This is a genomic window from Saccharibacillus qingshengii (assembly GCF_013185195.1).
Taxonomy (GTDB): Bacteria; Bacillota; Bacilli; order Paenibacillales; family Paenibacillaceae; genus Saccharibacillus; species Saccharibacillus qingshengii.
The window spans coordinates 19,134-32,109 of record NZ_JAAZWC010000018.1 but is presented as its reverse complement, the minus strand read 5'-3'; the positions used below and the strand labels follow the sequence as shown (position 1 = coordinate 32,109).

12 protein-coding genes are annotated in these 12,976 nt (G+C 51.4%); 10 read left to right on the top strand and 2 right to left on the bottom strand.

From position 1 onward, the window contains the following. Window positions 1-170: 170 nt before the first annotated feature. Together HRQ60_RS15550 and HRQ60_RS15545 are read right to left on the bottom strand one after the other, a co-directional pair. Complete coding sequence (locus HRQ60_RS15550; protein WP_172196999.1) at window positions 171-1,010, bottom strand: hypothetical protein; 840 nt, start codon at window positions 1,008-1,010, stop codon at window positions 171-173. Window positions 1,011-1,349: 339 nt separating this feature from the next. After that, window positions 1,350-1,517 carry a DUF1328 domain-containing protein gene (locus HRQ60_RS15545; protein ID WP_172196997.1) on the bottom strand — a complete coding sequence of 56 codons (168 nt, stop codon included), beginning with the start codon at window positions 1,515-1,517 and terminating at the stop codon, window positions 1,350-1,352. Window positions 1,518-1,882: 365 nt separating this feature from the next. Here HRQ60_RS15545 and HRQ60_RS15540 point away from each other — a divergent pair, with 365 nt between their 5' ends. The 10 genes from HRQ60_RS15540 to HRQ60_RS15495 all read left to right on the top strand — a co-directional run bounded on the left by HRQ60_RS15540 (window position 1,883) and on the right by HRQ60_RS15495 (window position 12,923). Then, a complete protein-coding gene (locus HRQ60_RS15540; RefSeq protein ID WP_246281353.1) occupies window positions 1,883-2,413 on the top strand; it encodes a DUF948 domain-containing protein in 531 nt (176 codons plus the stop codon). A gap of 130 nt (window positions 2,414-2,543) precedes the next feature. Continuing rightward, complete coding sequence (locus HRQ60_RS15535) at window positions 2,544-3,083, top strand: hypothetical protein (protein WP_172196995.1); 540 nt, start codon at window positions 2,544-2,546, stop codon at window positions 3,081-3,083. 135 nt (window positions 3,084-3,218) lie between these two features. After that, window positions 3,219-3,566, top strand: a complete 348-nt coding sequence (locus HRQ60_RS15530) for a YflT domain-containing protein (RefSeq protein WP_172196993.1) — start codon at window positions 3,219-3,221, stop codon at window positions 3,564-3,566. Window positions 3,567-3,773: 207 nt separating this feature from the next. Continuing rightward, window positions 3,774-4,925, top strand: a complete 1,152-nt coding sequence (locus tag HRQ60_RS15525; RefSeq protein ID WP_172196991.1) for a SpoIIE family protein phosphatase — start codon at window positions 3,774-3,776, stop codon at window positions 4,923-4,925. Next, a complete protein-coding gene (locus HRQ60_RS15520; protein ID WP_172196989.1) occupies window positions 4,926-8,606 on the top strand; it encodes a response regulator in 3,681 nt (1,226 codons plus the stop codon). A 63-nt stretch (window positions 8,607-8,669) separates the two neighbouring features. Continuing rightward, window positions 8,670-9,539 carry a CheR family methyltransferase gene (locus HRQ60_RS15515; RefSeq protein WP_172196987.1) on the top strand — a complete coding sequence of 290 codons (870 nt, stop codon included), beginning with the start codon at window positions 8,670-8,672 and terminating at the stop codon, window positions 9,537-9,539. 18 nt (window positions 9,540-9,557) lie between these two features. Continuing rightward, window positions 9,558-11,216: a response regulator gene (locus HRQ60_RS15510; RefSeq protein WP_172196985.1), complete on the top strand. Its 1,659-nt coding sequence runs from the start codon at window positions 9,558-9,560 to the stop codon at window positions 11,214-11,216. Window positions 11,217-11,343: 127 nt separating this feature from the next. Continuing rightward, window positions 11,344-11,682 (top strand): STAS domain-containing protein, encoded by a 339-nt coding sequence (locus HRQ60_RS15505; protein WP_172196983.1) that lies wholly within the window; start codon window positions 11,344-11,346, stop codon window positions 11,680-11,682. An 18-nt stretch (window positions 11,683-11,700) separates the two neighbouring features. Next, on the top strand, window positions 11,701-12,150 hold the full coding sequence (rsbW, locus tag HRQ60_RS15500) for an anti-sigma B factor RsbW (protein WP_172196981.1): 450 nt from the start codon (window positions 11,701-11,703) through the stop codon (window positions 12,148-12,150). Next, window positions 12,147-12,923, top strand: coding sequence for a sigma-70 family RNA polymerase sigma factor (locus HRQ60_RS15495; protein WP_172196979.1), 777 nt, complete (start codon window positions 12,147-12,149; stop codon window positions 12,921-12,923). Before rsbW ends, HRQ60_RS15495 begins: the two co-directional genes overlap by 4 nt. Window positions 12,924-12,976: the final 53 nt, after the last annotated feature.

Below are 12,976 nucleotides of genomic sequence, written 5' to 3'. Positions count from 1 at the left end.
CGGATGTTGGCTGCGGATTTCTTCTTTATCTTATCCGCTTTCATGCGTTGGAAGCAAGCGGCAAATTTCCGGGAATTCCGAAGGGCTGCGAAGCCGCGCGCAAGCCCGGGAACGAAAAAAGCACCGGCGTTTGCCGGTGCTTTTGAATGATCAGGAGAAGAACGAATCGACTATTCGATTACGATCCAAGCCAGACCCATCCAAGTGTAGATTTCGACCCATTGGCCGCTGGCCGGATCAGTCGTACCGTTGCCCGTTGTATCGAGCTTTTGCGGTCCGAGGTAGCCGATCATTGTGCCGCCTGGGGATTTGTAGAACGGTGTCATTGTAGTCAGATCGATCGTTGGAGTCGGAGTATCGGAATACTTCGACGGATCGTTTGTTGGAACAAGCGGTGCATTCGGATCTACCGGCACTTCAGTTCCAGGCGTAGCAGGAGTTGTTGGCGTAGTTGGAGTTCCCGGTACTGTAGGAACAACCATCGTAGTGAAGTTGGAAGAAACTCCGCTTCTTACTCCCTGAAGCAGGTTGCTGAAACGCTCCATATCGGAAGCGTTCGAGAATGGGTTAGCCGTAACCGATTCCAGAACGTAAACTACGTTTCCAGTGGTGTTCAGTACTTTTCCAAGTACGTCTTTGTTGGAGATTGCATCCCAAGCCGTGCGGTCATAACCACGGATCGATGCGAATTTAACCGGTTCAAGCGAACCATTTGGTGCTGCCATTTCCGGGGTGTATGTAAAGTTGATGAGATAGACACCGTTTTCCCCTTTGGCTTTCAGTTGGTCGGCAGTGAATTCCGTGTTCTTCACGCGAGCATCCCAGTAAGCAGGAATCGGGAAGCTGAACCCGTTTTGGTTGCCAACAAAGTTAGCTGTTGCGCTTGTAGTCGTAGCGGGTGCGGTAGGTGCGTTCGTAACCGAACCTGTTGTAGTTTCAGCTGCGGAAACTGCAGTCGCCATCGACGCCATCAGCAATGCCGAAGCTGTAAGAGTTACTAATTTTTTCATAAAATGAACCTCCTTGTGTTTTGGGAGCTTGTTTGCTCCATCCTGTTATAAGAATAAACTAGACCTTAGTCGGTTGAACCAACCTTCTTCAAAAAAAATAACGAAATAGTAACTTCTTTGGGTGAATCCTTGCAGTTTAGGCGAATGCTCGCAAAGTTGCTATAATGATAATGGAAGGGCTGAAGGGCTTTTTTGAGGTGGGAAAAGAGCCCTTAAAATAAAAATTAAAAAAAGAAAGGGGAAAATTGGAAAACCGCCCCAGAAGGGCGGTTTCAAGGTCGCGAGAGGCCTTCCGAACGGATTCGGCCTTACGCGGGTGCAGCAGTCGATTGAATCGGGTTAACGCGTTGAGCGCCCCCGGCCGAAGAACAGCGAGATTACGAACAGAGCCAGGAAGACCCAGAACAGAACCTTGAAAATTGCCGCTGTCGCTTCGATGATTCCGACGAATCCGAAAATGCCCAGTACCACGGCGACCACCAACAGGATCAAAGACCATTTCATCATGAGATTCACACTCCTTTCTTTTATGTAAAATAGACAAGATGAGCTGCAGCAGAGAAGCGTTATAAATAATAGAAGGAATCGGAAATTCGTCCGCTCCGCCGAAGCCGGCCAAGTACACTTGCCACGCTTCGGAATATCGCGCAAAAGCGTAATAAAGGAAGGGAATTTCGGGAAACCTGTAAGCTTCCTGCGTCTCGTAGACACAAATTAACCAAGCATTTTCACATTGAAACAAAGGCTGTCCAGGCGGGTCAGGGGCAGTTTTCGCTTTTGTTTCGGCGGAAAAACCTCAGGGTAACTATGGAGTAACGCAGGAGAGAATTAGCGCGATTATCGAAAAAAATGGATGAGAAGAAAGCGAGGTTTTGGATTTGGAACTTTGGCAGTGGGCTTTACTTATTGTAGCCGTGGCGTTTGCAGTGCTGGTGATTTTCCTGATCAAGGTCCTGCAAGCCGGGACCAAGACGCTGGAGAATACGGCGCAGACTTTGAAAGAAGTACAGAAAACGATGGATGAGCTTACCTACGAGGTCAAGCAGGTCGTTCGTCATACCAACGATATCGCATTGGACGCGAATCACAAGCTCAAACAGCTTGACCCGGTTATGGAATCGGTAAAAAACCTGGGACAGCTCCTGAACGAAGTGACGCTGGTTAGCCAACAGTATTCGCACCGCATGATCGAGAAGGCCAAGCATCACCGCGAAAACAAAGAAAAACAAAAGAGCGAGGGAGCAGCACTGCTGCCGGCATCGAGCGACAGTGCGACGGTTCGCAGCTACAAAGCCACCTACGGTTCCGACGGCCGGACGGCCGACGCATCCGGCGCCGGTGTCCAGAAAATCGTGAAATGGGTCGATACGGGCGTATCGTTCTGGCAGAAGATCCGCCGATAAACACGGTTTCGGCTGCGTAAGCCGAATTTCGACCGTCCGGTGCTGACCGATTCGAACGGCGGCATACAGCGTTTTGTCCATGACGGGCAAGACCGTCGAATTTCCTGCAGCGCACGAAAGGATGAGAACGATGTTTACAATCATGATGCTTCTTACCGGAGTGTTGTCTTCTCTTTCGACTCAGGACCAGGCCCCTTCTTCCGTTTCGTCCGCAGCGGCGGTACCCGCGATTTATCAGTCGGTTCATTTGGCCAATGTCAAGGATGCCGTGTCCACTTCTCTGTATCCCGCTTCATCGGGGTACGAAAGTCTTAACGGGCTTACTCTTCAGGATCGCATCGAGAAGGCGAACCGTCTGCACGGCGAGCCTTCCGAGCGTATTCCTGCTTATATGGGCGGCGAAGAATACCGTTACCCGGCAGTCCGTGTAGGCGTGTACGAAGAATGGATTTATTATGTATCCGTTCCGTCAAGCGAAGGCAGCTTTAACCTGAACGGGCATGTGCTTCCCATGGACGCCGCGAAGATCCGCGAACGTCTGGGAGAACCCGATTTCAGCGCGGACGACGGATTTGGATATGAGCACGACGGTCAAGCCCTCAAGATCTTTGTCGATCCCGTCAGCGGTCTTGTACGCAGTATCGATCTGTTCGACACGTTTTCCGTCTAAAATTGGAACAGGCGTTTTGCTGCTTGCAACGTTTTTGAAACATTTTTTTGAGAAAATGTTTCAAATCGTTTGAAAGAGGGTAAAATATGGTTTGTGCTCAATTAACAAGCCTTTAGCAAAGGAGCGTGTGCAGCAATGGATGCCGCCGATGCCAAAGCTTATGCAAAAATTGTGGAGAACGGCGTTCAAGCCGTCGAAACGATTAGGGAACTTCGAACGACCGGTTATACGGGGAATCAGCTGTTTGTACTGGCTTACGATCTGCAGCGTACCGACCAGGTAGCCAAGGCCGCAGGAGCGCAGCCCGTGATATCCGATACCGATCAGCCCGAGATGGAAGACATTCAAATCCTGACTTCCAACGCCCAAGAACTTCGCGAGCAGATTGCCGGTATGGGATTTTCCGAACGGGAGTCGGCCTACTATGAAGAACAGCTTGAGCTTGGCAAAGTCCTGGTTATCGCTTTGACTCCGGAATTTTGAGGGGTATTCGACATTACAGTTTCTTCGCCGCCTGAGGGCGGATTCGAAGTATAGATAAGGAATGGGACGCAGGTTCCCATTCCTTATCTATGTTTATGGAATCTTTTACAAGAAGTAGTTAAAGAGGTTAAAGAAGGTCGTTGAGATGGATATTAACTAAAATAGCAGAGTTTTAATGCGGCAGCGCATAAACAGAGGGAGAGGATTATGAAGATTCTAGTTGTCGACGACAATCCTACCAATGTCATTATCATTCGCGAAATATTGAAAAAAGAAGATTACCGGAATATTGAAATTGCGGCTTCCGCAAGAGAGATGTTTGCGATCTTGGGTATTCCCGATCTGGATCCGCGGGTCAAAACGAAAAATTCGGATATCGATCTTATTCTGCTGGATATGATGATGCCCGAGATGGACGGAATTGAAGCCTGCCGGATCGTACAGACCTACGAACATCTGCGCGATATTCCGATCATTATGGTTACGGCCGTAGGCGACTCCAAAAAGCTGGCCGAAGCGCTGGATGCGGGAGCGGGCGATTATGTCACGAAACCGATTAACAAAGTCGAACTGATGGCGCGGATTCGGCTGGCGCTTCGCCTGAAGCAGGAGAAAGATTGGCATACGGAACGCGACCAGCGTATCCAGGACGAACTCAAACTGGCCGCTTTGGTACAGAACGCCGTGCTCAGTCTGCCGGTTAACGACCGCAACATCGAGATCGACGCTTTGTACAAACCTTCTTTCGAGCTGGCCGGCGATCTGTACGCCTGGTATCCGCTCGGAGACGGGCGCTACGGAATCATTCTGCTCGACATGATGGGCCATGGCATTTCTTCTTCGCTGTTCTGTATGTTCATCGCTTCCGTGCTCAAAGACACGGTCGTCACCTACGTCGATCCGGAGAAAGTCATTCAGGAGCTGAATCGCCGCTTCAACCAGCTGCATATCGAAAACCAGCTGATCCAGTATTACTTTACCGCGATCTACATGGTGGTGGATACGCGCTTCAAACGGATCGATTACGTCAATGCCGGGCACCCGCCGGGGCTGCTGTTCCGCGGAGACGAAGTAGTCAAGCTGGAGCGTACCTCGCACCCGGTCGGTCTCTTCGACCGGATCGAAGCCGAACCGCAGACCGTTTCTTACGATTCGGACAGCCACCTGGTTCTGTACACCGACGGCCTGCTGGAAGCGGTCGACGGCGAACAGGAAGACCAGTTGGACTTCTTGATCGATCATCTTCGGGAAGGGCATACGTTTGACAAAGAGCGTATGCAGGAAGTGTTTTTCGAAGGAGAAGCGGACGACGACAAATGTTTGGTCTGGATTTCTTTGAAAGAAGGAGCGGCTGAATAGATGAAAATAAAGACCAAGTTGGTCGTGGGCTTTTCGGCCCTGCTGCTCATTATCTTGTCGCTGTCGCTGGTAAGCTACGAGCGGATGAGCTACATGAACGATCAAATCGACCGGGTTTATCAAGACCGCTATATGAAAGTCCGCTACAGCAGCGGGATGCGGGGCGAAGTCAACGGAATCGCGACCGAGCTGGCCAACCAGCTGCTTGACGGACAACAGTCGAATCTGTCCGAGAGCCGCCTTTTTATCGAAAATGCGAAAGAGCGGACCGAACGTTTCTGGGATTCGATCAACTCGGAAAAAGGATCGGCGGAAGAGCGGCGTCTGGTGCAGAACGTCGGAACCAGTTGGGATAACTTTTCGGCTTACGAGACCAATCTGATGCAGCTGCTCGAGAACGGCGATCTGGATCAGGCTCAAGCTTACCGGGATTCCACCGGGATCGAGCTGCAGCGTACCGCTTTGGGGGCATTGAACGAGCTGGCGAGTTATCAGGATCTGCAGGTCGAAGCCGAAGTCGCGAACGTCAAAGCGGCCTACGAACGTTCCACGCAGATCACCACGATCTTCCTGCTTGTAGGACTGCTGCTCGGTCTGGGAATCATGATGTGGGTCATTCCGAGCGTCACGCGCGGGTTGAACACGGTATCCATGATGATTTCGAGTTTCGGCAAAGGCAAACTCAAAGCCATTCGACGGATCAAGGTCAAGTCGACGGACGAGATCGGCAGCGTAGCCAAAGTGTTTCAGGCGATGGCCGAAGATATCGAAGAGAAACAGCAGCTTGAGCGGGAGTACATGGAAGCGCAGAACGACCGGGCCTGGATCAACTCCAATATGGCGCGGATTACCGATGTGCTCAAAGGTATCATGTCGCTGAACAAAGTTTCGCAGACCTTCGTGAGCGAATTCACCCCGATTCTGGGAGCGGAATACGGAGCTTTATATCTGGTCGATTTGAAGAATCCGAACCAACTGAATCTGAGCGGCTCATATGCGTTCTCCAGTGCCCCCGAAACCAAGCCTACGTTCCAGATCGGCGAAGGGCTGCTTGGGCAGAGCGCGGCTGACCGCCGGACAATTCTGCTGGAAGACGTACCCCAGCAGTATATCGAGATCGGTTCGGCTTTGGGAGAAAGCCCTTCGACCCAAATCATGATCCACCCGGTAGTGGCGGAAGACGAATTGATCGGCGTGTTCGAGATCGCGTCGCTGACGCCGTTCAGCAGTCTGCAGCGTCAGCTGTTGGATCAGCTGCTGTCGAATCTGGGCGTCATCTTGAACAACATCAACGGCCGTCTGCGCGTGGAAGAACTTCTTCGCGAATCGCAGGCGCTCACCGAAGAGCTGCAGTGCCAATCCGAAGAACTGCAGACGCAGCAGGAAGAGCTCAAGCGCTCCAACGAGAACCTGGAATCGCAGGCCGAAGCGCTGCGCCGGTCCGAAGATCTGCTGCAGCGTCAGCAGGAGGAACTGGAACATTTCAATACGGAACTGATCGCCAAGACGCGGGCCCTGGAAGAACAGGTGCACGAGACGGAAGAGAAGAACCGCGAAGTCGAGCTGGCCCGTGTGCAGCTGGAGCGTCAAACGATGCAGCTCGCCGTATCCAGCAAATACAAATCCGAGTTTCTGGCCAACATGTCGCATGAACTTCGGACGCCGCTCAACAGCCTGCTTATTCTCTCCCAGCTTCTGGCGGAGAACAAAGAAGGCAATCTGGCACCGAAGCAGGTGGAATACGCCCAGACCATTTATATGTCCGGCGGCGACCTGCTGAAGATGATCGACGAAATTCTCGATCTTTCCAAAGTCGACGCGGGCAAAATGGAGCTGAACCGGGAGCCTGTGCCGATCGACGAGATCACAACGTTTGTGACCAACAACTTTGGAGCGGTAGCGGAGAAAAAAGGACTCTCGTTAAACGTGGAAGTCAACGGAGACGAACTGCCGAGTGCGCTTTTGACCGACGGACACCGACTCAAACAGGTTCTGCGCAATCTGCTCTCCAATGCTTTCAAGTTCACATCGGACGGCTCGGTTACGTTCCGAGTCTGCGAAGCGCAGCCCGAAGAGCTGCCGGATTACCTGGAGAAAAAACGCAAATTCATCGAGTTCTCCGTCATCGATACGGGAATCGGGATTCCGCAGGATAAGACGGATATCGTATTCGAAGCTTTCCAACAGGTCGACGGGACGACAAGCCGCAAATACGGCGGAACCGGATTGGGCCTTTCGATCAGCCGTGAGCTTGCCAAGCTGCTCGGCGGAGCGATCGAACTGGAGAGCGAGGAAGGCAGCGGCAGCCGTTTCAGCTTGTATATTCCGAAGCTGACGGCTTACGCCTCCGGCGAAGAATCGGCTGCAAAAGAAACGGCCGCTCCGCAGCCGCGCAGCGAAGAGCGCGTCTTTTCCCGCAAGAGCAAACCCGCTTCGGTCGAACCGATCGCGCCCAAGCCGCAGCTTACGGAGATCGAAGACGATAGGGATTCGCTTGCTCCCGAAGACAAGGTCCTGCTGATTATCGAGGATGATCCGAAATTCGCGGTCATTCTGCGCGATATGGCCCGAAGCTACGGATACAAAGCCATGGTAGAGGTCCAGGGCGATACGGGCCTCGAAACGGCCCGCAGCCGGATGCCCGATGCCATTATTCTCGATATCCAACTGCCGGTGATCGATGGATGGACCATTTTGAGCGAGCTCAAAAGCAGTTCCGAAACCCGGCATATTCCGGTGCATGTGGTGTCGGTCGTGGATGATGTCAAACAGGGCCTGATGATGGGAGCTATCGCATACCTGAAAAAGCCGGCCAACAAGGAAGGGCTGGAACGCGCCTTTTCCTACATCGGCTCTTATGCGGACAAGAGTCTCAAACATCTGCTGATCGTCGAAGACGACGAAGTGCAGCGCGGTGCGATCATCGAGCTGATCGGACATGACGACGTTGCGATCAAGGCGGTCGGCACGGGCAGCCAGGCACTTGAAGAGCTTCAGCGCCACCATTACGACTGCATGGTGCTCGATCTGATGCTCTCGGATATGACGGGCTTCGAGATGCTCGACCGTATTCGCGAAGACGAGCGGCTGCGCGACCTGCCGATCATTATTTATACGGGCAAAGACCTGGACTCCAAAGAAGAGACCAAGCTTCGCCAGTATGCCGAGTCGATTATCGTCAAAGACGTGAAGTCTCCCGAGCGCCTGCTCGATGAGACGACTTTGTTCCTGCACCGGGTCGAAGCGGATCTTCCGGAAGACAAGCGCAAGATTCTGCAAAAGCTGCATAACAAAGAAACGCTGTTCGAAGGCAAAAAGATTCTGCTTGTCGACGATGACGTTCGCAACGTCTTCGCGCTCTCCAGCGTGCTTGAAAGTTACAGAATGGATGTGACTTTTGCGGAGAACGGACGCGAAGCGGTCGAACTCCTCGAGCAGCGGCGCGACGAGTTCGATCTGATCTTGATGGACATGATGATGCCGGAGATGGACGGGTACGAAGCGATGCGGCTGATCCGGCAGATGCCGGGACTGGAACGGATTCCGATTATTGCGCTGACCGCCAAAGCGATGAAGGAAGATCGGGGCAAGTGTATCGAAGCGGGAGCTTCCGATTATGTCAAAAAACCGATTCAAACCGAGCAGCTTCTTTCGCTAATGCGCGTCTGGTTGTATTCGTAACCCGCGAATTTGGGTAATAGACAAGGATTAAGGACGATTTTGCACATATCGGGGCTGAATGTAATGAAATTCAACGGTTTTGAGGATACGGCTTTAACGGATAAAACGACCGACTTGACGGAGCGCGAGGCGATCGAAGCGGATCTGCTGCTCGAGGGTATCCATCGGATGTACGGATACGATTTCCGGAACTACGCCAGGCCCTCTCTGCTTCGCCGGATTTGGCATTATGCCCACTCGGAGAACCTTTCGACGATTTCCCAGCTTCAAGACAAAGTCCTGCACGATCGCGCGAGCTTTGAGCGGATGGTGCAGAACCTTTCTATTCCGGTAACGGAAATGTTTCGCGATCCCGAGCTTTTTCGGACGTTTCGCCGCGAAGTCGTTCCGATTCTACGGACTTACCCGTATATTCGTATCTGGCATGCCGGCTGCTCTACGGGAGAAGAAGTCTATTCGATGGCCATTTTGCTGCATGAAGAAGGACTGTACGACAAAGCCCGGATTTATGCCACGGACATGAACGACCGCTCCCTGCAGCAGGCAAAAGAAGGCATTTACGGAATCGAGAAAATGAAATTGTATACAAAAAACTATTTGGAAGCGGCAGGGACCCAGTCTTTCTCCGACTATTACACCGCCAAATACAATTCGGTGATGCTCCAGCCTTATCTTCGCAAGAACATCATCTTTGCCGAACACAACCTGGCAACAGATCGTTCTTTTAACGAATTCAATGTTATTTTTTGCCGCAATGTAATGATTTATTTTAACGATACGCTCCGGGATCAAGTGCACGGACTTTTCTACGAGAGCTTAAGCCGTTTCGGCCTTCTGGTTCTGGGAGCCAAAGAGTCCATCCATTTCACCCAATTCAGTGACTGCTACGAAGCTCTGGATCGGGTGGAGAAGATCTATCGGAAGATTAAATAGAAAGTGTAGGAGGATTCCATGGGGGTTCAAGAGCCGATTCATATCCTGCTGGTCGACGACCGTCCGGAGAACTTGCTCGCTTTGGAAGCCGTTTTGGGCAGTGAGCGTTATACGCTCATAAAGGCGACTTCGGGCGAAGAAGCGCTGCGCTGTCTATTAAAAGACGAGTTTGCGGTCATTGTACTCGATGTCCAGATGCCGGGCATGGATGGGATCGAGACGGCAAAGCTTGTGAAAGCCAGAGAGAAGACCAAAGATATTCCGATTATCTTTATCTCCGCGAACAGCAAGGAGTCCGAGCATTTGTTTGCCGGATACTCTGCGGGCGCGATCGACTATATGGTTAAACCGTTTATCCCCCAGATTTTGAAATCCAAAATCGAGGGGTTCGTTAGCATGTATTTGGCGAACAAGCGTCTAAAAGATCAGAGCACGCTGCTGCATCAAAAAACGCAGGAGCTGGAGAAGATCAACGAAGAGCTTGTCAAAGCCAAAGAAGCAGCCGAGATTGCCGTCAAAGCGAAAACGGAGTTCCTGGCTATGATGAGTCACGAAATCCGTACGCCCATGAACGGGGTGATCGGCATGATCGATCTGCTGATGGAAACGGAACTGAAGCCGGAGCAGAAAGAATACACGGAGATTATCCGGGGCAGCGCGGACGCGCTTGTCACGGTAATCAACGACATCTTGGACTTCACCAAAATGGAATCGGGAAAAATGGAGCTCGAAGAGCATCCTTTTGAACTGAAAACTTGTATCGGCGAAGTTTTTAATCTGTTTACGATGGAAACAGCACGAAAGAATCTAGAGATGGTATACTTTATGGAGGAGTCGGTACCGGAGCTGCTGTACGGGGATATGGCCCGTCTGCGGCAGGTACTGATCAACCTGGTAGCCAACGCCGTCAAATTCACGGACCGCGGCGGTATTTATCTGGTCGTATCGATTCGCGGAGAAGAAAATGGGAAGCTTACGCTGGAGTTTGCGGTAAAAGATACCGGTATCGGTATTTCGCCTGACAAAGCCAATCGCCTATTCCAGCCGTTTTCCCAGCTTGATTCTTCCATGACCCGAAAATACGGCGGTACCGGTCTTGGCTTGGCGATCTGCAAGACGCTTGTGGAAATGATGGGCGGAGAGATCCGGATCGAACCCATGGACGAGGGCGGAGCCATGTTCGTCTTTACGATTCAGGTCCAAAGTTTTCAACCGGAAGACCCGCCTCCTTTTCGGGGAGAGCCTTTGACGGCACTGCGGGAAGACGCGGGCAAAGGAGCTTCGGTACTGATCGTGGACGATCATCCGATCAATCGCAAGCTGATCACCAGTATGCTGCAGAAGATGGACATTGCGTCCGATGCGGCGGAAGATGGCGAGCAGGCGCTTCGGATGTTGGGACAGCGTTACTACGACTATGTGTTCATGGATCTGCAGATGCCCGTCATGGACGGACTCGAAGCGACAAGAAAGATCCGCAAGCTGTTTGCCGGAGAACAAAGCCCTGTTGTGGTAGCCATGACGGCGAATGTGATGAACGACATCCGGCAGCGCTGCAGCGAAGCGGGAATGGACGATTACATCAGCAAGCCGGTCAAAATGGCAGGCATCAAACAAGTGCTCGCGCGTTACCGGCTCGATCTTGAAGATCGGACCGAAAGAAAGGCCGCACGTTAAGTTCGGACAGGCAAGAATAAGGTCGGGTGCAGAGTCGGATAGCGATAAGTCAGTCATGAAAGTTAAGTTTCAAGAACCCGGTTTGTGTTTAATAAGCTTAGAAAACATTTTTTTAGGGAGAATGTCTATGACCACAAATAAGAATGATAAGTTCAATGCAAAAACGGTTTCCGAAGAAGGCAAAAGCGTCGTCTATTTGAGTGGGGAACTCGACTTGTCTGTAGCGCCGGATTTTCGCCTTGTCATGGAACCGCTCGTAGGGGATTCCGATGCCGATTTGGCTATCAATTTGAAAGAATTGAAGTATATCGACAGTACGGGAATTGGGATTCTGCTTTCCATTTTGAAAGCACGTCATTCCATGAATGCTTCGTTCAGCGTGGAAGAAGTGCCGCCGCAAATTCAAAAGTTGTTTGATATGACAGGTATCGCTAAATTTTTTGAACCCCAAGAGAATTCCCAATAGGAAAGGATCGAACAACGCATGAAAGCAGATCAAACCGTTACCCTCAACTTACCGGCTACGGCCGACTACGTGGATATTGTACGGCTGAACCTGTACGGCATCGCGTCCAAGATGGGCTTTTCCTATGAGGACATCGAAGATATGAAGGTTGCCGTATCCGAAGCTTGCAATAACTCGGTTCTATACGCTTACGGACAGGAAGGAGGATTGGTGGAGGTCATCTTCGGTGTCAATGGAGAAGAACTCACAATCACCGTCAAGGACGAAGGCGTAAGTTTCGCGCTTCCGCAGGATACTTCAGATGCCACGACCCTTCACGATAAAGAACTGCACGATGTAGAAATCGGCGGTCTCGGTTTCTATCTCATGCAGGCTCTTATGGACGATGTCAGCGTCTCCAGCGAGAGCGGAAAAGGAACGCAGGTCATTCTGACCAAGCGTCTCACCAGGAGTGAGGAGAAAGTATGAATGATAAAGTGACACCGCCTGAATCCATGTCGGAAGCGGTATCCTTGATCTGGGAATATCAACAGACCAAAGATAACGAAATCGCCACGGTGCTCATCAAAAAGTACGAGCCGATGGTCAAGATGGCCGCAGGCAAGATTGCCAGAAACCGGCCCGATCTTTATGAAGACTTGTATCAGGTGGGTCAAATGGCTTTGATTCGCCTGCTTCAACAATACGACATCCAGTTGGGGATTCCTTTTGAACCCTACGCGATGAAAAGTATGATCGGGCATATGAAAAACTTTCTGCGGGATAAATCTTGGTACATACAGGTGCCTAGACGAATCAAGGAAAAAGGTGCGCTGGTTCAGCAGGCAATCGACGAACTTACCATTCGTTTGGAACGTTCGCCGGATGTCAAAGAAATCGCGCAGTATTTGGACTTGAGCGTGGAAGAAACGGTCGAAGTTCTGGCCGGTCGCGAATGCTATCATTACGTGTCTCTGGACTCTCCTCTTTCTCAAGAGGAAAGTGCCGCCACGCTTGGCGAACTGATTAGTTCCGACGTGAACGACTATGATACGGTCGAACGGCGTATGGACCTTCAACAGGCACTCAGCCAGTTGAAAGAGCAGGAGCAGAAAGTTCTGCTGCTTGCTTTTCAGGAGGGACAGTCACAGCGCGCGATCGCACAGAAACTTGGCGTTTCTCAAATGAGCGTATCCCGGATTCAAAAACGCGCCACCGAAAAACTTAAACAGATCATGTCCAATTCGTCTTCTTCGTTATGATCGTGATCGTTTATAAAAATAGCCAAGCCGCCTCCTAATGCGCGTTGGGACAG